Here is a 21345-nt window from a genome sequence, read left to right as displayed (position 1 = left end):
CGGGTCCTGCTCAGCAGCGGTCGCGGGTGCATCGGTCGCGTGTGCGTCGGTCGCGGGTCAGTCGAGCGCCGTCAGCCACTCATCGATGGTCCGGGCGGTCGTCGGGGCGTGCTTCTGCCCGAGCGAGAAGTGGTCACCCGGCACGGTGCGCAGCGTGTGCTCCGGGTCCCAGGGCCGGGCCCGCATCTGTGCCGGGTCGCCGCCCTCGGGCGGCTTGACGAACGGCTCGGCGGCCTGGACGAACAGGGTCGGCGCGGCCAGCGGTACGGGGTCGAACTCCCCCAGCACCCCGAAGTAGTGCGGCATCGCCGACAGCCGCGCCGCGTCGTACGGGCCGAAGGCCGACTCCATCGCCAGCACGTTCAGCATGAGCTGGTCGAACCCGACCTTCATCGCGTCGTCGTCGACGCGGAAGGTGTCGATCAGGATCAGCCCGGCGGGCGGGACCCCCGCCACCTCCTCCAGATGCCGGGCGAGGACGTGGCCGATGATGCCGCCGGAGGAGTAGCCGAGCAGCGCGTACGGCTCCCCCTCGGCCACCGCCAGGACGGCGTCGGCCAGCACCCGCGACAGTGCCTCGGCGGAGGCGGGCAGCGGCTCGTCCCGTACGAATCCGGGCAGCGGCAGCGCCGATACGTGGCGGATGTCCCGGAACTCCGCACCCAGGCGGGCGTGTTGGTGCACACCACCGGCCGCCATGGGCGTGGCCAGGCAGATCAGCCGGGTACGGCGCGGACCGTCGGCCAGCCGCACCGCCTGCGGTACGCGGTCGAGGTCGCCGGGCGCGGCGAACCGGGGCCGCAGCGCCGCGACGGCCGACATCAGCGCCAGCGCGCCGGAGGTGTCACCGGCGTGGACGGCCCGCCGGAACATGCCGGTGGCGGTCTCGTCCGGCTCTTTCTCCGGCGCTGTCTCTGTCTCTGCTTGCGGCTCTGGTTCGGCGGTGTCCAGCTGCGCCAGCTGATCGGCGATGAGACGGGCCAGCAGGGCCGGGTTCTTGCTGTCGAACACCGCCATCGCGGGCAGCTTCAGCCCGGTGGCGGCGTTCAGCGCGGTCCGCAGCTCCATCGCGGTGAGCGAGTCGAACCCGGACTCCAGGAAGTCACGCTCGGGATCGACCGCCTCGGGGCCACTGTGCCCGAGCACGGCGGCGGCCAGGCTCAGCACCAGATCGCGCAGCGCTCCCTCCCGCCGCTCGGCGGGCAGCGCCGCCAGCTCGCGCCGCAGCGCCGCCGGATCGGGAGCCGTCGCCGTACGTCGTGAGGTGGCCGGGACCAAGCCGCGCAGCAGCACGGGGAGTTCGCCACCGGTCCCGCTCCGCAGCGTTCGCATGTCCAGCCCCATCGGCACCAGCACCGGTTCGGTACGGGCGGACGCGGCGTCGAACAGCGCGAGGCCATCGGCCGACGACAGGGCGGGCATGCCCTGGCGGCGCAGCCGCCGAAGGTCGGCCTCGCTCAGGCCGCTCGCCATGCCGCCACTGCCTGCCATGCCGCCGGTGTCCGCCCACAGCCCCCAGGCGAGGGACTGCGCGGGCAGCCCTTCGGCGTGGCGGTGTGCGGCGAGGGCGTCGAGGAATGTGTTGGCGGCGGCGTAGTTGCCCTGGCCGGGCGCGCCGAGCACCCCCGCCGACGACGAGAACAACACGAAGGCGCCCAGGTCATGGTCGCGGGTGAGGTCGTGGAGGTTGAGCGCGCCGTCCACCTTGGGACGTAGCACCTGGTCGAGGCTGTCCGGCGTCAGGTTGGCGATCAGGCCGTCCGCCAGCACCCCGGCCGTGTGCACGACGGCGCCGAGCGGGCGATCGGCGAGCAGCGCCCTCAGGGCCTCCCGGTCCGCCACGTCGCAAGCCGCGATCTCGACCGTCGCGCCCAGCCCGGTCAGCTCCTGTCGCAGGTCGACCGCGCCCTCGGCCGCCATGCCGCGACGGCTGGTCAGCAGCAGATCGCGGACGCCGTGCTCGGCGACCAGATGGCGGGCGACGAGGGCGCCGAGGCCGCCCGTACCGCCGGTGATCAGCACGGTTCGGAGCCGGTCCCAGGCAGGCGGGTGTTCCGGGTCGGCGGAGGTGCGTGCGAGGTGGGGTACGAGGATGGCATCGCCCTGGATCCGCAGTTCCGGTTCGCCGGAGGCGATCGCGCGGCCGATCGCCTCCGGGGCACCGTGGCCATCCGTGTCGAGCAGCGCGAAACGCTCCGGGTCCTCCGCGTGGGCGGCGCGGACCAGGCCCTTCGCGGCCGCGTGGGCGAGTTCGTCGCCACGGGTGACCACCATGAGCCTGCGGTCGGCGAACCGTTCGTCCGCGAGCCAGGTCTGCAGAGCCTCTAGCGTCGCGCCGGTGACCGTTCTGACGTCGTCGGCGAGGTCGCCCGTGCCGCCGGGGAGCGTCAACGCCACCGTGGCGGGCACCGAGTCGGCGAGTGCCGCCAGGTCGGCGACCATCGTCCAGTCATCCGCTTCGGCGGTGGCCGTGGCAGGAACGGGCGTCCACTCCACATGGAAGAGGGAGTCGGCGGGCTTCGCGGACGCCGGTGCGAGGTGTTCGGCCGAGACCTCCCGCGCGATCAGCGAATCCACGGACGCCACCGGCCGCCCCTGGGCGTCGGCGATCCGCAGTTCCGTCGCGCCCTCGCCCTTGGGCGTGAGCCGGACGCGCGCGGCCGTGGCGCCGGAGGCGTACAGCCGGACGCCCTTCCAGGCGAACGGCAGCATCGTCGCATCGTCGTCACCCGCGCCGAGCAGCACCGCGTGCAGCGCGGAGTCGAGCAACGCCGGATGCAGTACGAAACGCCCTGCACCGGCCGCGTCGCCGAGCGCCACTTCGGCGAAGGTCTCGTCGCCGAGGCGCCAGGCCGCCTTGAGTCCCTGGAACACCGGGCCGTACACGAATCCGACGTCCCGGAAGCGTTCGTACGCGTCGTCAGTGGCGATCCTCGTGGCCTCGGGTGGTGGCCACTGCGTCAGATGATCGGAGAGCGGCGGCACGGCGGCGGTGTCCTCGGGCGTCAGCCCGCCCTCGGCGTGCAGGGTCCAGTCCGCCTCCGCGTCGGTGTCCTCGGTCTGCGCGTGCAGGGTGAGCGGGCGTCGGCCGGTGGCGCCGTCCGGTTCGCCGACCGTCAGCCGCAGCCGCGCACCGCCGCTCTCGGGCAGGGCCAGCGGCGCGTGCAGCGTCAGCTCCTCGAGGACACGGCAACCGACCTGGTCGCCCGCGCGGAGGGCTAGTTCGACGTACGCGGTCCCGGGCAGCAGCGTCGTGCCGAGCACCGCGTGGTCGGCCAGCCAGGGCTGGGTGTCCGTCGACAGCCGCCCCGTGAACACCACGGTCTCGGAGCCCGGCACCGCCACTTCGGCGCTCAGCAGCGGATGATCGAGGGCGCTGAGGCCCATGGACACCGCGTCTCGCCTGCCCGTCCCGGCCACCGGCTCCGACAGCCAGTACCGGCTTCGCTGAAAGGCGTAGGTCGGCAGATCGACGCGGTGCGCTCCCCGCCCCGCGAAGAGGGCGGTCCAGTCGGGGGAGGCGCCCGTGGTGTGCAGCTGCGCGACCGCCGTGAGCAGCGTCGCGGCCTCGGAGCGGTCGCGGCGCAGAGCGGCGGCCGTGGTGGCGTCCGGCGCGGTCTGCCGGGCCATGGCGGTGAGGATGCCGTCCGGCCCGACCTCCAGGAACCGGGTCACGCCCTCGGCGTGCAGCTGCCGTACGTCATCGGCGAACCGCACCGCCTCCCGCACATGCCGCACCCAGTACTCCGCCGACGCCACATCCTTGACGAAACGGACCACCGGCTCGCGGTACTCCACACTCTCCGCGACCTTGCGGAACTCCTCCACCATCGGATCCATCAACGGCGAGTGGAACGCATGCGAGACCGACAGACGGCGCGTCTTACGGTCCGTGAAGCGCTCGACCACCGCCGCCACCGCGTCCTCAGCGCCCGAAATCACCACCGAGGAAGGACCGTTGACGGCCGCGATCCCCACCTCACCCTCCAGCAGCGGCGCCACTTCCCCCTCCGTGGCCTGGATCGCCACCATCGCCCCGCCCGACGGCAGCGCCCCCATCAGCCGCCCCCGCGCCATGATCAGCCGCGTGGCGTCCTCCAGGCTCAGCACGCCTCCGACATGGGCGGCGGCCAGCTCACCGATGGAGTGACCGGCCAGGAAGTCCGGCCGCAGCCCCCAAGACTCCACCAGCCGATACAGCGCCACCTCCAAGGCGAAGATCGCGGGCTGAGTGAACTCCGTACGCTCCAACACCGCCGCATCCTCACCCCACATCACCTCCCGCAACGACAGCCCCGACACCTCACACACCGCATCGAACGCCGCCGCGAACACCGGAAACGCCTCATACAACTCCCGCCCCATTCCCAGGCGTTGACTCCCCTGCCCGGTGAACAGGAACGCCACCTTGCCCTCGCGGGTCCTGCCGGTGACCACGGACGGCGACGGGGCGGCCCGGGCCAGCGTGGTGAGGCCCGCGAGGAGGGTCGTACGGTCGTCGGCGACGATCGCCGCGCGGTGTTCGAGGGCCGCGCGGCCGGTTGCCAGCGAGAAGGCCACGTCCGTGGGGGCCAGTTCCGGGCGTTCGTCCAGGTGGGAGTGGAGGTGTTCGGCCTGGGCCCGCAGCGCTTCCGGGCTCCTGGCCGACAGGGTCCACAGGACGGGCCCCGCGCTCCCCACGACCGGCGGGGCGTCCTCTTCAGCGGGCGGCGGCGCCTCCTCGATGATGACGTGGGCGTTCGTCCCGCTGATGCCGAAGGACGACACGCCCGCGCGGCGCGGGCGCCCCTCGTCCGGCCACGCCCGCGCCTCGGACAGCAGCCGGACCTCGCCGCCCGCCCAGTCCACCTGCGGTGTCGGCTCGTCCACGTGCAGCGTCCTCGGCATGACGCCGTGCCGCATCGCCTGGACGACCTTGATGATGCCCGCCACGCCCGCCGCCGCCTGGGTGTGGCCGATGTTCGACTTGATCGAGCCGAGCCACAGCGGGCGGTCCCGCTCCTGGCCGTACGTGGCGAGCAGGGCCTGTGCCTCGATGGGGTCGCCGAGCGTCGTACCCGTGCCGTGTCCCTCGATGAGATCGACCTGGTCCGCGGAGATCCGGGCGTGGGCCAGGGCCTGCTTGATCACACGTTGCTGGGCCGGGCCGTTGGGGGCGGTCAGGCCGTTGCTGGCGCCGTCCTGGTTCAGGGCGCTCCCCCGTACGACCGCCAGCACCGGGTGGCCGTTGCGGCGGGCGTCCGACAGCCGCTCGACCAGCAGCATCCCCACGCCCTCGCCCCAGCCGGTGCCATCGGCGGCCGCCGCGTACGACTTGCAGCGGCCGTCGGGCGCCAGTCCGCGCTGGTGGCTGAACTCGATGAACGTCTCGGGCGTCGCCATCACCGTGACGCCGCCCGCGAGCGCGAGTGTGCACTCCCCCGACCGCAGTGCCTGGACCGCCCAGTGCAGGGCCACCAGGGAGGACGAGCAGGCGGTGTCGACGGTGACGGCCGGGCCCTCCAGGCCGAGGGCGTACGCGACGCGGCCGGAGGCGATCGCGCCCGTACTGCTGTTGTAGGTGTAGTCGTGGTACATCATCCCGGCGAACACACCGGTCGGGCTGCCCCTCAGCGTCGTCGGATCGATGCCCGCCCGCTCCAGCACCTCCCAGGACGCCTCCAGCAGCAACCGCTGCTGCGGATCCATGACCATCGCCTCGTTCGGCGCGATCCCGAAGAACTCGGGGTCGAACTCGGCCGCGTCGTACAGGAACGCCCCTTCCCGGCTGTACGTCTTGCCGGGGCGGCCGGGCTCGGGGTCGTAGATGCCCTTCTCGTCCCAGCCACGGTCGGTGGGAAAGCGCGAGACGGCGTCCGTCCCGTCCGCGACCAGCCGCCACAGCTCCTCCGGCGAGGCCGCGCCGGGGTAGCGGCAGCTCATCGCCACGATCGCGACGGGTTCGCGGGAGGCGGCCTGCAGAGCGCGGTTTCGGGCGCGCAGACTCTCGGTCTCCTTGAGCGACGCGCGCAGCGCCGCCACGAGTTTGTGGTCGGTGTCGGCCATCGTGTCCTCAGGCTTCTCGCGTCGCGTCGTCCAGGGCGGTGTCCTGCAGCGCCATGCTGATGAGGGTTTCGGTGTCCATCGCGTCGATCGCGTCCGTCTGCTCCGCCACCGGAGTGGCCGTGGCGGGGGCGGCACCGGCGAGTTCGAGCAGGGTGTCCATCAGGCCCGCGTCGTGCAGCCGGGTGAGCGGGATCGAGGCGAGCAGACGGCGGATGGTGTCCTCGTCCGTACCACCGTCGGCGTCGTCGGGCGCCACTTCCGTGGTGAGGTGTTCGGCCAGCACCCGGGCGTTGGGATAGTCGAAGATCAGGGTGGGTGGCAGCCGCAGCCCGGTGGCGGCGTTGACGGCGTTGCGGAATTCCACCGCCCCCAGCGAGTCGAATCCGAGGTCACCGAAGGCCCGCTCGGGTTCGATGGCCTCCGGGCCCGCGTGTCCCAGCACGGCGGCCGCATGGGTGCGGACGAGGGTGAGCAGTGCGTCGTACCGCTCGTCGGCGGGCAGTGCGGCCAGCCGCTGGCGCAGTTCGGCCGACCTTCCCTCGTCGTGCCGCGCCGACACGGCCCGCCGCGCGGAGCCGCGTACCAGGCCGCGCAGCATCGGGGGTACCTCGGTCGCGGTCAGCGCCTTGGTGTCCAGACTCACGGGGACCAGGGCGGGGGCGGCGAGTGCGCAGGCCGTGTCGAAGAGCTTGAGCCCTTCGGCGGGCGACAGCCCCAGCAGGCCCGTACGGCCGATCCGCTGCCGGTCGTGCTCCGCCAGCTCCCCGGCCATCCCGGCGTCCGTTGCCCACAATCCCCAGGCCAGGGACTGGGCGGGCAGGCCCTGGGCGCGGCGGTGTATGGCCAGGGCGTCCAGGAACGCGTTGGCCGCCGCGTAGTTGCCCTGGCCCGGCGCGCCGACCGCACCCGCCGCCGAGGAGAACAGCACGAACGCGCTCAGGTCCATCTCGCGCGTCAGCTCGTGCAGATGCAGCGCCGCGTCCACCTTCGGACGCAGCACCCGGTCCACCCGCTCCGGCGTCAGCGACGCGATCACCCCGTCGTCCAGCACCCCCGCCGCGTGGACGACGCCGGTGAGCGTACGCCCGGCCAGCAGCACGGCCAGCGCCTCACGGTCGGCGACGTCGCACGCCGCCACTTCCACCTCGGCGCCCAGCCCTGTCAGCTCCGCCACCAGCTCCGCCGCGCCCGGTGCGTCCGGTCCACGGCGGCTGGTCAGCAGCAGCCGCCGGACCCCGTGTCCGGTGACCAGATGGCGCGCCACCAGCCCGCCCAGCGCCCCCGACGCGCCCGTGATCAGCACGGTGTCGCCGAAGACGGACGACGGTTCGGACTCCGTCACCGAGGCGGCGCGCAGCCGTGGTGTGCAGACCTTGCCGTCCCGGACCGCCACCTGCGGCTCCCCCGCCGCCAGCGCCAGCGCGATATCCGTGTCGGCCGCGCCCACATCTCCGCCCACGTCGACCAGGACGAACCGCCCCGGGTCCTCCGACTGGGCGCTGCGCACCAGACCCCACACCGCCGCACCGGCCAGGTCGGTGATGTCCTCACCGGCCACGGACACCGCGCCCCGGGTGACGACCGCCAGGGTGGCGGCCCCTGAGGATTGGAGCGCGGTCAGTGCGGACCGCAGCGTGGACCGCACATCGTCGCCCTCGGGCCGCCACACCGTGATGTCGCTACGGCCCTCCACGCCCGCCACCACGGGTGTCCATTCCACCTGGAACAGCGAGTCGACGCGGGCGAGCGACGGTGCCGCCATCGGGCGCAGGGTCAGGGAGTCCACGGAGATGACCGGTCGTCCCGTGCCGTCCACGGCGTCCAGGGTGATCTGGTCCTGGCCCGCTGACGTCACCCGTACGCGGAGCACATCGGCGCCGGAGGCGTGCAGTTCCACGCCCGTCCAGGAGAAGGGAAGGACGACGCGGTCGTCGGCCGACACCAGCGGGATCGTGTGCAGGGCCGCGTCCAGCAGCGCCGGGTGCAGCCCGAACCGGTCCGCCGCGCCGGGCAGTACGACCTCGGCGAACACCTCGTCGCCACGCCGCCAGGCGGCCTTCAGCCCCTGGAAGACCGGCCCGTACGCCACTCCCGCGTCCGCCAGCGCCTCGTACAGGCCCGCCACGTCCACGGGAGCCGCCCCGGGCGGCGGCCACTGCTCCCCCGTCTTCGCACCCTCGCCGGTGGCCGGGGTCAGGGTCCCGGCGGCGTGGCGGGCCCAGGGCTGGTGGATCTCGTCCTCGCCGCGTGAGTACACCTCGACCGGTCGACGCCCCGAGCCGTCGTCCGCCCCGACCAGCACTTGGAGGGCCACGGCGCCGCGTTCCGCGAGAACCAGTGGCGCCTCGATCGTCAGTTCCTCGATCCGGCCGCAGCCCACCTCATCGCCCGCGCGGACCGCCAGCTCGACAAAGCCCGTGCCGGGGAAGAGCAGCCCGCCGCCGACGACGTGTTCGGCGAGCCAGGGCTGGGTCCCGGCCGACAGCCGCCCGGTCAGCACGGTCTGGTCCGTGCCCGCCAGCGCGACCGCCGCGTCCAGCAGCGGGTGGTCGGAGGCCTCCGGGCCGCGCCCCGACTCCAGCCAGTACGACTGCCGTTGGAAGGGATAGGTCGGCAGGTCGACGCGGCGCGCCCCGCGCCCGCCGAGGACGGCCGCCCAGTCGATCCGGACTCCGGCGGTGAACAGCCGCCCGACCGCGGTGAACAGGCTTTCCGTCTCGGGGCGGCCGCGGCGGAGCACCGCCGCCGTCGTGCCCTCGGCGCTCTGCCGCACCATCGCCGTCAGCACGGCATCCGGCCCGACCTCCAGGAACCGGGTCACCCCTGCGTCCCGCAGGACGCGCACATCGTCGGCGAACCGCACGGTGTCCCGCACATGGCGCACCCAGTACTCCGCCGACGCCATGTCCTTCGTCAGCCGGATGACCGGCTCACGGTAGGTGACGCTCTCGGCGACCTCCCGGAAGTCCTCCAGCATCGGGTCCATCAGCGGCGAGTGAAACGCGTGCGACACCTTCAGCCGGGTCGACCTGCGGTCACCGAACCGCTCCGCGAGAGCGGTCACAGCGTCCTCGGCGCCGGAGACGACCACGGAGGCCGGGCCGTTGACCGCCGCGAGCGCCACCCGCTCCCCGAGGAGCGGGGTGATCTCCTCCTCGGTGGCCTCGACGGCCACCATGGCGCCACCGGGCGGCAGCGCCTGCATCAGCCGCCCACGCGCCGTGATGAGCTGGGCCGCGTCCGCGAGATCGAACACCCCGGCCACATGGGCCGCCGCCACCTCTCCGATGGAGTGACCGGCCAGCACATCGGGTTTCATCCCCCAGGACTCCAGCAGCCGGAACAGCGCCACTTCGAGCGCGAAGACGGCGGGCTGGGTGAACTCCGTACGGCGCAGGGCCACTTCGTCGCCCCACATCACCTCGCGCCACGGCATGTCGAGCGCGTCGCACAGCTCGTCGAACGCGGCCGCGAACACCGGGAACGTGTCGTACAGCTCCCGGCCCATCCCCGCACGCTGGCTGCCCTGCCCGGTGAACAGGAACGCCAGCCTGCCTTCGGTGACCGAGCCGATGACGGTCTCGGAAGCTCCGATCCGCACCGCGCGGTGCTCCAGCGCGGCCCGGCCCGTCGCGGCCGAGTACGCCACGTCCAGCGCGTCCTGCCCCGCGGCGGCCATCCGGTCGAGCTGGGCGTCCAGCGCCGCCCGGGTCCGGGCCGACACCACCAGCGGGACGACCGGCAACTCCCGTCGCTCCGCACGCACTTCTTCGTTCAGCGGGGCTTCTTCGATGATGGCGTGGGCGTTGGTGCCGCTGATGCCGAAGGAAGACACGCCCGCGCGGCGCGGACGCTCGCCACGCGGCCACTCCCGCGCCTCGGTCAGCAGCCTGACCTCGCCCGCCGCCCAGTCCACCTGCGGCGTCGGCTCGTCCACGTGCAGGGTCCTCGGCAGGGTGCCGTGCCGCATCGCCTGCACCATCTTGATGACGCCCGCCACTCCGGCCGCCGCCTGGGTGTGGCCGATGTTCGACTTGATCGACCCCAGCCACAGCGGTTCCGCGCGGCCCTGGCCGTACGTGGCCAGCAGCGCCTGCGCCTCGATCGGATCGCCCAGCGTGGTGGCCGTGCCATGTGCCTCGACGGCGTCCACTTCGGCCGCCGACAGGCCCGCGTTGGCCAGCGCCTGGCGGATCACCCGCTGCTGGGAGGGGCCGTTGGGGGCGGTGAGGCCGTTGCTGGCGCCGTCCTGGTTGGTCGCGGTGCCCCGTACGACCGCCAGCACCGGATGGCCGTTGCGGCGGGCGTCCGACAGCCGCTCGACCAGCAGCATCCCCACGCCCTCACCCCAGCCGGAGCCTTCGGCGGCGGCGGCGAAGGACCGGCACCGGCCGTCCCGGGACAGGCCGCGCTGCTCGCTGAACTCGATGAAGTTGTCCGGCGTGGCCATCACGGTGACACCACCCGCGAGGGCGAGGGTGCATTCACCCGACCGCAGCGCCTGGGCGGCCAGGTGCAGCGCGACCAGGGAGGACGAACACGCGGTGTCGACGGTGACGGCCGGGCCCTCCAGGCCGAGGGTGTAGGCGACGCGGCCGGAGACGATGGCGCCCGTGCTGCTGTTCTGGCTGTAGTCGTGGTACATCATCCCGGCGAACACGCCGGTCGGGCTGCCCTTGAGCGTCGTCGGATCGATCCCGGCGCGCTCCAGCACCTCCCAGGACGTCTCCAGCAGCAACCGCTGCTGCGGATCCATGACCATGGCCTCGTTCGGCGCGATCCCGAAGAAGGCGGGGTCGAACTCGGCCGCGTCGTACAGGAATCCGCCCTGGTCGACGTAGGTGGTCCGGGGCCGGGTGGCCGTGGGGTCGTAGATCCGCTCCAGGTTCCAGCCCCGGTTGTCGGGGAAGGCCGAGATGGCGTCCGTACCGTCGTCCACCAGCCGCCACAGGTCCTCCGGCGAGGCCACCCCGCCGGGATAGCGGCAGGCCATGCCGATGATGGCGATCGGATCGCCGCCGTCGCCCGGGGTCGTGACCGGAGTGGCGTGGCCCTCGTGCACGGTCCCCGACACCTCGTCCAGCAGATGGCGCGCGAGCACGGCGGGGGTCGGGTAGTCGAACACCAACGTGACCGGCAGCCGGAGGCCCGTGGTCTGGCCCAGCGCGTTGCGCAGTTCCATCGCGGCCAGCGAGTCGACGCCCAGATCACGGAACGCGCGCTCCGGGTCGACGTCCTCCGGTCCGGCGTAGCCGAGCGTCATGGCGGCCTGGGCGCGGACCAGGGTCAGCAGCGTGTCCAGCCGCTGGTCCTCGGTCAGGCCCACCAGCCGCTGGCGGAGCCCGTCCGCGTCGGCCCGGGTCCGGGCGGTGCCCCGGGTGACGACGGGCACAAGACCGCGCAGCAGCTCCGGCACCGAGCCGCTGGCGCGGACCGCCGCGAGGTCCAGTTTCACGGGGACGAGCGCGGCGGGTGCGTCCGCCCGTACGGCGTCTGCCCGTACCGCCGCGTCGAAAAGTGCCAGGCCCTCGCGGTGGGACAGCGGGAGAATGCCACCGCGCGCCATACGGGACCGGTCGGTGTCGCCCAGGCTTCCGGCCATTCCGGAGCTGGTCTGCCACACGCCCCACGCCAGGGACTGGGCGGGCAGGCCCTGGGCGCGGCGGTGTGCGGCCAGGGCGTCCAGGAACGCGTTGGCCGCCGCGTAGTTGCCCTGCCCCGGTGAACCGATCACCCCGGCGGCGGAGGAGAACAGCACGAACGCGCTCAGGTCCATCTCGCGCGTCAGCTCGTGCAGATGCAGTGCCGCGTCCACCTTCGGACGCAGCACCCGGTCCACCCGCTCGGGCGTCAGCGAGGTGATCACGCCGTCGTCCAGCACGCCCGCCGCGTGCACCACGCCCGACAGCTTGCGGCCCGCCAGCAGCGCGGCCACGGCCGCCCGGTCGGCGACATCACACGCGGCGATCTCCACGTCGGCCCCGAGTCCGGTCAGCTCCGCCACCAGCTCGGCGGCGCCGGGCGTGTCCGCGCCCCGGCGGCCGGTCAGCAGCAGCCGCCGTACGCCGTACTCGGTGACGAGATGCCGGGCCACCAGTGCGCCCAGCACCCCCACCCCGCCGGTGATGAGCACCGCGTCGCCGAACACCGGTGGCTGGTCGTCCGTGTCTGCCACGTCCGTCAGCCGGGCGAGCCGGGGCGCGTAGAGGGTGTTGCCGCGCGCCACGATCCGGGGCTCTCCGGTCGCGCACGCCGACGCGATGACGGCGTCATCCGCCCCGTCAGCCACGCCATCCAGGTCGACCAGGACGAACCGGCCGGGGTCCTCGGTCTGCGCGCTGCGGACCAGGCCCCAGACCGCCGCCCCGGCCAGATCGGGGGCGTCCTCGCCGGTCACCGGCACCGCGCCCCGCGTGACCACCACCAGACGGGAAGTGGCGGATTGCAGCGCCTCCAGCGCCTCGTTGACCGCCGTACGCACATCGGCTCCGGCGGCGACGCGCAGCACCTCCGTGTCGGTGTCGGTGGCGGTGTCCCCGCTGCTGGGAAGCGGTGCCAGGGCGACGTGGTAGAGCGATTCGGTGCGCGGTCGGGCCCGTACGGCGGTGAGCGGGCGGAGCATCAGGGACTCGATGGTGGCGACGGGTTCGCCGGTCGCGTCGGCGATCGTCAGGGCCACGACGCCGTGCTGGCGCGGGGTGACGCGTACCCGCAGCGCGCCCGCGCCGGAGGCGTGCAGTTCCACGCCCGACCAGGTGAACGGCAGCAGGGCCGCGTCGCCAGTGCCCGCCGGGGAGAGGCCGATCGCGTGCAGTCCCGCGTCGAGCAGGGCCGGGTGCAGTCCGAAGCCATCCGGCTCGGCGTCGTCCGGCAGGGCGATCTCGGCGAACACCTTGCCCCCGGCCCGCCAGGCCGCCCGTAGTCCCTGGAAGGTCGGCCCGTACGCCAGGCCCATGTCGACCAACTCCCCGTACAGGGCGGCGACATCGAGGTCCAGCGGCTCGGCCCCGGGTGGCGGCCAGGCGGTCAGGCCGCTGCCACCGGCCGGGGTGGCCGTGGTCAGCAGACCGGTGGCATGGCGGTTCCAGGGCAGGTCGATGGCGTCCTGGCCACGGGAGTACACCGTGACCGCGCGGCGGCCCGCCTCGTCCGGTGTGCCGACGACGACCTGTACGGCCACTCCGCCGCGCTCGGTGAGGACCAGCGGTTCGTGGAGGGTCAGTTCCTCGATCCGGCCGCAGCCGACCTCGTCGCCCGCGCGCACCGCCAGCTCCACGAACCCGGTGCCGGGGAAGAGGACCGATCCGTCGATGACGTGGTCGGCCAGCCAGGGCTGGGCCCCGGTAGACAGCCGCCCGGTGAGCACCACCTCGTCCGAGTCCGCGAGCGTGACCATCGCGCCCAGCAGCGGGTGGCCGAGCGCCCCCAGTCCCATCGAGGCCGCGTCGGCGCCCGCCACCTGGTCGGTGAGCCAGTAGCGGCGGTGCTGGAAGGGGTACGTCGGCAACTCCACCTGCCGGGCGCCGGACCCGGCGAACACCTTCTCCCAGTCGACGGCCACGCCATGGGTGTGGGCCTGGGCCAGGACGGTCAGGAAGCGGTCCAGGCCACCGTCGTCGCGGCGCAGGGTGCCGATCGCGGTGTGTTCCATGCTGGGTGCCAGCACCGGGTGCGGGCTGGCCTCGATGAACACGTCCATACCCCGCTCGGTGAGCAGGCCGATCACCCGGTCGAACTCCACGGTCTGCCGCAGGTTCCGGTACCAGTAGCCCGCGTCCAGCCCCGTGGTGTCCATGAGGTCGCCGGTCACGGTGGAGTAGAAGGGGATGTGCGCGGCGCGGGGCCGGACCGGCGCCAGCACCTCCAGCAGTTCCTGCTCGATCCGCTCCACCTGCGCCGAGTGCGAGGCGTAGTCCACCGGGATCCGCCGCGCCCGCACCTCGTCCGCCTCACACGCGGCGAGCAGTTCGTCCAGGGCGTCCACTTCGCCCGAGACCACGGTGGAGGCGCCGCCGTTCACCGCCGCGACGGACGTACGGTCGCCCCAGCGCGCGAGGCGCCGTTCCACCTCCTCCCGGGGCAGCGCGACGGACACCATGCCGCCCTGGCCGGACAGCGCGGGCAGCGCCCTGCTGCGCAACGCCACCACTCGGGCCCCGTCCCCCAACGACAGCGCTCCGGCCACGGTGGCGGCGGCGATCTCCCCCTGGGAGTGGCCCACCACGGCGACGGGCTCCACGCCGTAGTGCCGCCACAGCCCCGCGAGCGACACCATCACCGCCCACAGCACGGGCTGGACCACATCGACCCGTCGCAGCATGGCCTCGTCGCCCAGCGCGTCGCGGAGCGACCAGCCCACGAAGGGTGCCAGGGCCTCTTCACACGCGGCCATGTGCTCCGCGAACACCTCGGACGCCGCGATCAGTTCGGTGGCCATCCCCACCCACTGCGCTCCCTGCCCCGGGAACACCATCACCGGGCCGGTGGCGGAGCGGGCCGCCACCACCGGGGCCTGCCCCCGCGCCACGGCGTCGAGGCCCTGCGCGATCTCCTCCGCGCGGGCACCCACCACGGCGGCCCGGTACGTGAAGGGGGCGCGCCATGTCGCCAGCGACCAGCCCACGTCCGCCGGGCGCAGGTCGCCGGACGCGTCCCGCAGCCGCCCGGCGTACGCGCGCACGGCGGCCTCGGACTTGCCCGAGATCACCCAGGGCACCGCCACCGGGTGCTCCTGCGGCTCCCGCAGGTCTTCGATAGGCGGGGCCTCTTCGAGAACCACGTGGGCGTTCGTCCCGCTGGCGCCGAACGACGACACGGCGGCGCGGCGCGGGCCGTCGCCCTGCGGCCATACGCGCGCCTCGGTCAGCAGCCGGACGTTCCCCGCCGACCAGTCCACCTGCGCTGTCGGCTCGTCCACGTGCAGTGTCTTCGGCAGCGTTTGGTGGCGCATCGCCTGCACCATCTTGATCACACCCGCGACGCCCGCGGCCGCCTGCGTGTGTCCGACGTTCGACTTGACGGAACCCAGCCACAGCGGCCGGTCCTCCGGGCGGTCCTGTCCGTACGTGGCGAGCAGCGCCTGCGCCTCGATCGGATCGCCCAGCGTCGTCCCGGTGCCGTGTGCCTCCACCGCGTCCACATCGGCCGCCGACAGGCCCGCGTTCGTCAGCGCCTGCTGGATGACCCGGCGTTGGGACGGGCCGTTGGGCGCGGTCAGGCCGTTGCTGGCGCCGTCCTGGTTGACGGCGCTGCCCCGTACGACCGCCAGCACCCGGTGACCGTTGCGGCGCGCCTCCGACAGCCGCTCCAGCACCAGCACGCCGACGCCCTCGCCCCACCCCGTGCCGTCGGCCGCCGCCGCGAACGCCTTGCACCGGCCGTCCACCGACAGGCCACGCTGGCGGCTGAACTCCACGAAGGTGACCGGTGTCGACATGACCGTCACCCCACCGGCCAGCGCCAGTGAGCACTCCCCGCCGCGCAGCGCCCTGACCGCCATGTCGAGCGCGACCAGCGACGACGAACACGCGGTGTCGACCGTCACGGCCGGGCCCTCAAGACCGAGGGTGTAGGCCACCCGGCCGGACACCAGCGCGCCCGTCACACTGCTGGCCGGATAGTCGTGGTACACCAGCCCGGCGAACACCCCGGTCGCGCTGGCCTTCAGCGACAGCGGATCGATCCCGGCCCGCTCCACCGCCTCCCAAGATGTCTCCAGCAGCAACCGCTGCTGCGGGTCCATCGCCAGCGCTTCCAGTGGGCTGATCCCGAAGAACTCCGGGTCGAAGTCGCCCGCGCCGTCGAGGAAACTGCCCTGGTCGACATAGCTGGTGTTCTCGCCCGACCCGTCCGGGTCGTACAGCCCGTCCAGGTTCCAGCCCCGGTCGGTGGGAAACGCGCCCACCGCGTCCCGGCCGTCGGCGACCAGCTCCCACAGCCCCTCCGGTGTGGCCGCGCCACCGGGGAAACGGCAGGCCATTCCCACGATCGCGACCGGCTCCCGCTCCCGGTCCTCCACCTCGTGCAGACGGCGCCGGGTCTGCTGCAACTCACCGGTGGCGAGCCGCAGATACTCCCGCAGCCGGTCTTCGTTGGAGCCCTTCGACATCGTCATCAACCCATCCGTGAAAGTCCACAAGCAGACGCGGTGTCCGTCAGGACAGTCCCAGTTCCTTGTTCAGCGCCTCGAACAGCTCGTCGTCGGAAGCGTCGGAGGCAGGTGCCGAGGCGCCGTCCGGCCCGGCATCCGCCACCACGCCGCTCCGAGCGTCCCGCGCCCGCCGCGACGCCGCCTCCAGCCGGGCCGTGACCTTGGCGTGGGCCGCGTCGTCGTCCGAGGCGAGCGCGGTCAGGGCGGCCTCCAGTCGGCCCAGTTCGGCCAGCAGCGGCGCGGCGCGGTCGGCCTCGGCCGGGCGCAGTCCGTCGTGCAGGAGACCGGCGACGGCGAGGGGGGTCGGGTGGTCGAAGACCAGGGTCGGCGGCAGCGCGAGGCCGGTCTCGGCGTTGAGCGCGTTACGGAGTTCCACGGCGCCCAGCGAGGTGAGGCCCAGCTCGTTCACCGCGCGGTCCGGCGGTACGTCATCGACGCCGTCGTGTCCCAGGACGCGCGCGACGTGGCCGCGTACCAGCTCCAGCAGGAGTTGTTCGCGGTCCGCTCCGGTCAGTCCGTTCAGCCGCCGCTCCAGCGCCTCCCGGCCGGACGACGCGCGGCGGGCCGGGGCGCGTACGAGCCCGCTGAACAGGGCGGGAAGCGCCCCCGTCCCGGCCTGGGAGCGCATCACCGCCAGGTCGAACCGGACCGGAAGTGTCACGGGTGGCCGCCCGGGCACGGTCGCCGCGTCCAGCAGCGCCAGCCCCTCGCCGGGGAGCAGCGGTGGCATTCCCGTGCGCCGGAGCCGCTGCAACTCGGCCTCGTCCATCCGGTCGGCCATGCCACCGACCTGGGTCCACGGCCCCCAGCCCAGGGACAGCGCGGGCAGCCCCTGAGCGGTGCGATACCGGGCGAGCGCGTCCAGCCAGGCGTTCGCGGCGCTGTAGTTGCCCTGCCCGGCGCCACCGAGCGTGCCCGCGACGGACGAGAAGATGACGAAGGCCGAGAGGTCGTGGTCGCGGGTGAGTTCGTGCAGATGCCAGGCTGCGTCCACCTTCGGCCGCATGACCGCGTCCAGCCGCTCGGGCGTCAGCGCCCCGATCAGTACGTCGTCCACGACACCGGCCGAGTGCACGACGCCCGTCAGGGAGCGCCCGGACAGCAACGTGGCCACGGCGTCCCGGTCGGCGACATCACAGGCGGACACTTCCACCGCCGCACCCAACTCGGCGAGTTCTTGGACGAGTTCGGTCGCGCCCGGCGTGTCCATGCCCCGGCGGCTGGTCAGCAGCAGGCTCCGTACGCCGTGCTCACGGGCCAGGTGGCGGGCGGTGAGGGCGCCGAGACCGCTCGTGCCACCGGTGATCAGGACCGTGCCGTCCGGGTCCCACGAGGGGGCGCCGTCCAGCGCGGGGACACGAGCCAGCCTGGGCACCAGGATCTCGCCACCGCGAACGGCCATCTCGGGCTCATCGAGGCGCAATGCCTCCTCGGGCAGTTCGGCGGCATCGTCGTCCACATCGACCAGAACGAACCGGCCCGGGTGCTCCCCTTCCGCCGCGCGCACCAGCCCCCACACCGCCGCATGCCCCAAGTCGGTGCCATCGGTGGCGCCACGGGTGACGACCACGAGCCGCGCGGACGCCGCCTGCGCATCATCGGTCAGCCACTTCTGGACGACGGACAGCACCTGATGGGTCAGCGCGCGGAAGCCCTCCGGCGTGGTGTCCGCTGTGGGCGGGCACGCGTGGGCCACGTGAGCGCCGGTTTCAAGGTCTGCGGGTGGCGTCGGGGGCGCGATCCACTCCACGTGGAAGAGCGATTCCCGTCCTCCGGTGTGGGCCCGCACCTCCTCCGTGGAGAGGGCACGTGTCCCGGCCGACTCCACCGACAGGACCGGATGCCCTTCCTCATCGACGCGCACCGAGGCTCCGCGCCACGCGTGGGCGAGGGTGGGTTCGGGGTCGGTGTGCACCCCGGCGGCCTCTGCGGCGGCGTCGAGCATGGCGGCGTACGTGGTCTCGTCGCGGGTCCAGGAGGGGCCGTCGGGCCCGGAGGTCAGGACACCCGTGGCGTGCTTCACCCAGGCGGTCCGGCCGTCACGCCGCGCGTGCACACTGACGGATCCCGCCTCGCCGACCAGCACGCGCAGCGTCATGACGTCCTCGGTGTCGGTCAAGACCAGGGGTGCGTGGAGATCAAGCTCCTCGACCCGGCCACGGCCCGTCCGCTCGGCGGCGAACAGGGCCAGTTCCAGGAACACCTGCCCGGGCACCACCACCGCGCCGAAGGCGTCGTGGTCGGCGAGCCAGGGGTGGGAGTCGAGGGACAGCCACCCCGTGAACACGGCCCCGCCGTCCTCGGGAAGCTCCACCATCGAGGTCAGCAGCGGGTGGTCTACGGTGTCGGCCCCGGCAAGGGCGTTCGGCCGCTCGACCAGCCAGTACCGCTTGCGCTGGAACGGATACGTGGGCACCTCGACGCGCCGGGCACCGCGCCCCGCGAACACCGCACCCCAGTCCACCGCCACGCCTGCCGCATACAGCTGCCCGACCCCGGCGAACACGCTCTCCACCTCGGGACGATCCCGCCGCAGCGTGGCCGCCATCGTGCCCTCGACGGTCTGCTGCGCCATCGCCGTCAGCACACCGTCCGGCCCGACCTCCAGGAACCGCGTGACCCCTTCGTCGCGCAGCACCCTTACGTCATCGGCGAACCGCACCGCCTCCCGCACATGCCGCACCCAGTACTCCGCCGACGCCACATCCTTGACGAAACGGACCACCGGCTCGCGATACGCCACACTCTCCGCGACCTTGCGGAACTCCTCCACCATCGGATCCATCAAGGGTGAATGAAACGCATGCGAGACCGACAGACGGCGCGTCTTACGGTCCTTGAAATGCTCGGCCACCGCCGCCACCGCGTCCTCAGCGCCCGAAATCACCACCGACGACGGGCCATTGACCGCCGCGATCCCCACCTCACCCTCCAGCAGCGGCGCCACTTCCCCCTCCGTGGCCTGGATCGCCACCATCGCCCCGCCCGACGGCAGCGCCTGCATCAACCGCCCACGCGCCACCACCAACCGCGCCGCGTCCTCCAGACCCAGCACACCCGCCACATGCGCCGCCGCCAGCTCACCGATGGAGTGACCGGCCAGGAAGTCCGGCCGCAGCCCCCAGGACTCCACCAGCCGATACAGCGCCACCTCCAGAGCGAAGATCGCGGGCTGAGTGAACTCCGTACGCTCCAACACCGCCGCATCCTCACCCCACATCACCTCCCGCAACGGCAGCCCCGACACCTCACACACCGCGTCGAACGCCGCCGCGAACACCGGAAACGCCTCATACAACTCCCGCCCCATCCCCAGGCGTTGACTCCCCTGCCCGGTGAACAGGAACGCCACCTTGCCGCCACCGCTCCCACCCGCCGCCGCCACATCGCTGATCGACTCCGACGCCCCGACCAGCACCGCACGGTGCTCCAGCGCGGCACGCCCCGTCGCCGCCGAAAACGCCACATCCAGCGCATCGTGGTCCCCGGCGAACGCACGCATCCGCTCCACCTGCGCCTGAAGCGCCTCGGCGGTTGCTGCCGATACGACGATGGGCGCCACTGGCAGCGCGCGGCGTTCCTCGGGCTCGTCCTCAGCCGGTGGCGCCTCTTCGACGATCACATGGGCGTTCGTCCCGCTCATGCCGAACGAGGAGACACCCGCGCGGCGCGGGCGCTCGCCGCGCGGCCACGCCCGCGCCTCGGTCAGCAGCCGGACGTTGCCGCCCGCCCAGTCCACCTGCGGCGTCGGCTCGTCCACATGCAGCGTCTTCGGCAACACCCCGTGCCGCAGCGACTGCACCACTTTGATGATCCCGGCCACGCCCGAAGCGGCCTGGGTGTGGCCCATGTTGGACTTGATCGACCCCAGCCACAGCGGCTCCGCGCGGTCCTGTCCGTACGTGGCCAGCAGCGCCTGCGCCTCGATCGGATCGCCCAGCGTCGTCCCCGTGCCATGCGCCTCCACCGCGTCCACATCGGCCGCCGACAAGCCCGCGTTCGCCAACGCCCGGCGGATGACGCGCCGCTGGGAGGGCCCGTTCGGGGCCGACATGCCGTTGCTGGCACCGTCCTGGTTCAGGGCGCTGCCCCGGATCACCGCGAGCACCGGGTGGCCGTGGCGCCGGGCGTCCGACAGACGTTCCAGCAGGAGGACTCCGGCGCCTTCGGAGCAGCCGACGCCATGGGCGCCCGCGCCGAACGACTTGCAGCGGCCGTCCGTCGCCAGGCCACGCTGTTCGCTGAAGTAGATGAACATCTCGGGCGTGGACATCACCGTCACCCCGCCCGCGAGCGCGAGCCCGCACTCCCCGGACCGCAGCGACTGCATCGCCATGTGCATCGCGACCAGCGACGACGAGCACGCCGTGTCCACGGTCACCGCGGGGCCTTCGAGGCCGAGGGTGTAGGCGACCCGGCCCGAGACGATGCTGCCGCCGTTGCTGCCGCGCGCGTAGTCGTGGTACATGACCCCCGCGAACACCCCGGTCGGAGTGCCCTTCAGCGACAGCGGGTCGATCCCGGCCCGCTCCAGCACCTCCCACGACACTTCCAGCAGTAATCGCTGCTGGGGGTCGGTTTCGGTGGCCTCGCGCGGGCTGATGCCGAAGAGCTGGGCGTCGAACTCGCCCGCGTCATGGAGGAATCCGCCCTCGCGTGCGGCGGTCTTGCCGGGTTTGCCCGGCGCGGGGTCGTAGATGTCCTCGACGCCCCAGCCACGGTCGGCCGGAAACTCCGAGATCGCGTCCACGCCACCGTCGACCAGCCGCCACAGCCCCTCGGGCGAATCCACCCCGCCCGGATAGCGGCACGCCATCGCGACGATGGCGATCGGCTCCCGGTCGCGGTGTTCCATCTCCGCGATGCGTTTGCGGGCAGCGCGCAGGTCCGTGGTCGCGCGCTTGAGGTAGTCGAGAAGCTTCTCCTGGTTGCCCACCACAGCCACCCCGGGTCGAAAAGGCGCCCGACACTGCGACGCGCGCTTGCCGGGAACGCTACGCAGGGTGATAAGGGGTCCCAACCCCTGATCGCCCCTAACGTGACCGCCGCCAAAGCGGCTCCGCGGCGACAGAACCTGATCCACCTGCTCGCTCGTCTAGGCGGGCGAGGCCACGGAGACGAGGCGTCACGCTGACCGAGGAGAGAGGAAA

General features: G+C 73.0%; 2 protein-coding genes and 1 pseudogene. All 3 read right to left on the bottom strand.

From position 1 onward, the window contains the following. Nucleotides 1-57 precede the first annotated feature (57 nt). On the bottom strand, nucleotides 58-6045 hold the full coding sequence (locus ACWC5C_RS29545) for an SDR family NAD(P)-dependent oxidoreductase (RefSeq protein ID WP_450880280.1): 5988 nt from the start codon (nucleotides 6043-6045) through the stop codon (nucleotides 58-60). 7 nt (nucleotides 6046-6052) lie between these two features. Beyond that, entirely contained in the window at nucleotides 6053-16162 is a 10110-nt protein-coding gene (locus tag ACWC5C_RS29540; RefSeq protein WP_450880278.1) for an SDR family NAD(P)-dependent oxidoreductase, read from the bottom strand. A 37-nt stretch (nucleotides 16163-16199) separates the two neighbouring features. Beyond that, nucleotides 16200-21089 (bottom strand): annotated as a pseudogene (locus tag ACWC5C_RS29535) (SDR family NAD(P)-dependent oxidoreductase); the annotation flags it as partial. Nucleotides 21090-21345 lie beyond the last annotated feature (256 nt).

Source organism: Streptomyces sp. NPDC001700 (assembly GCF_053596435.1).
The sequence above is the reverse complement of the archived record's forward strand: the minus strand, read 5'-3'. Positions and strand labels throughout refer to the sequence as shown.

Coding starts and splice junctions, on each gene's coding strand:
- ACWC5C_RS29545 (WP_450880280.1), bottom strand. CDS start 6,045: ATGGCCGACACCGACCACAAACTCGTGGCGGCGCTGCGCGCGTCGCTC.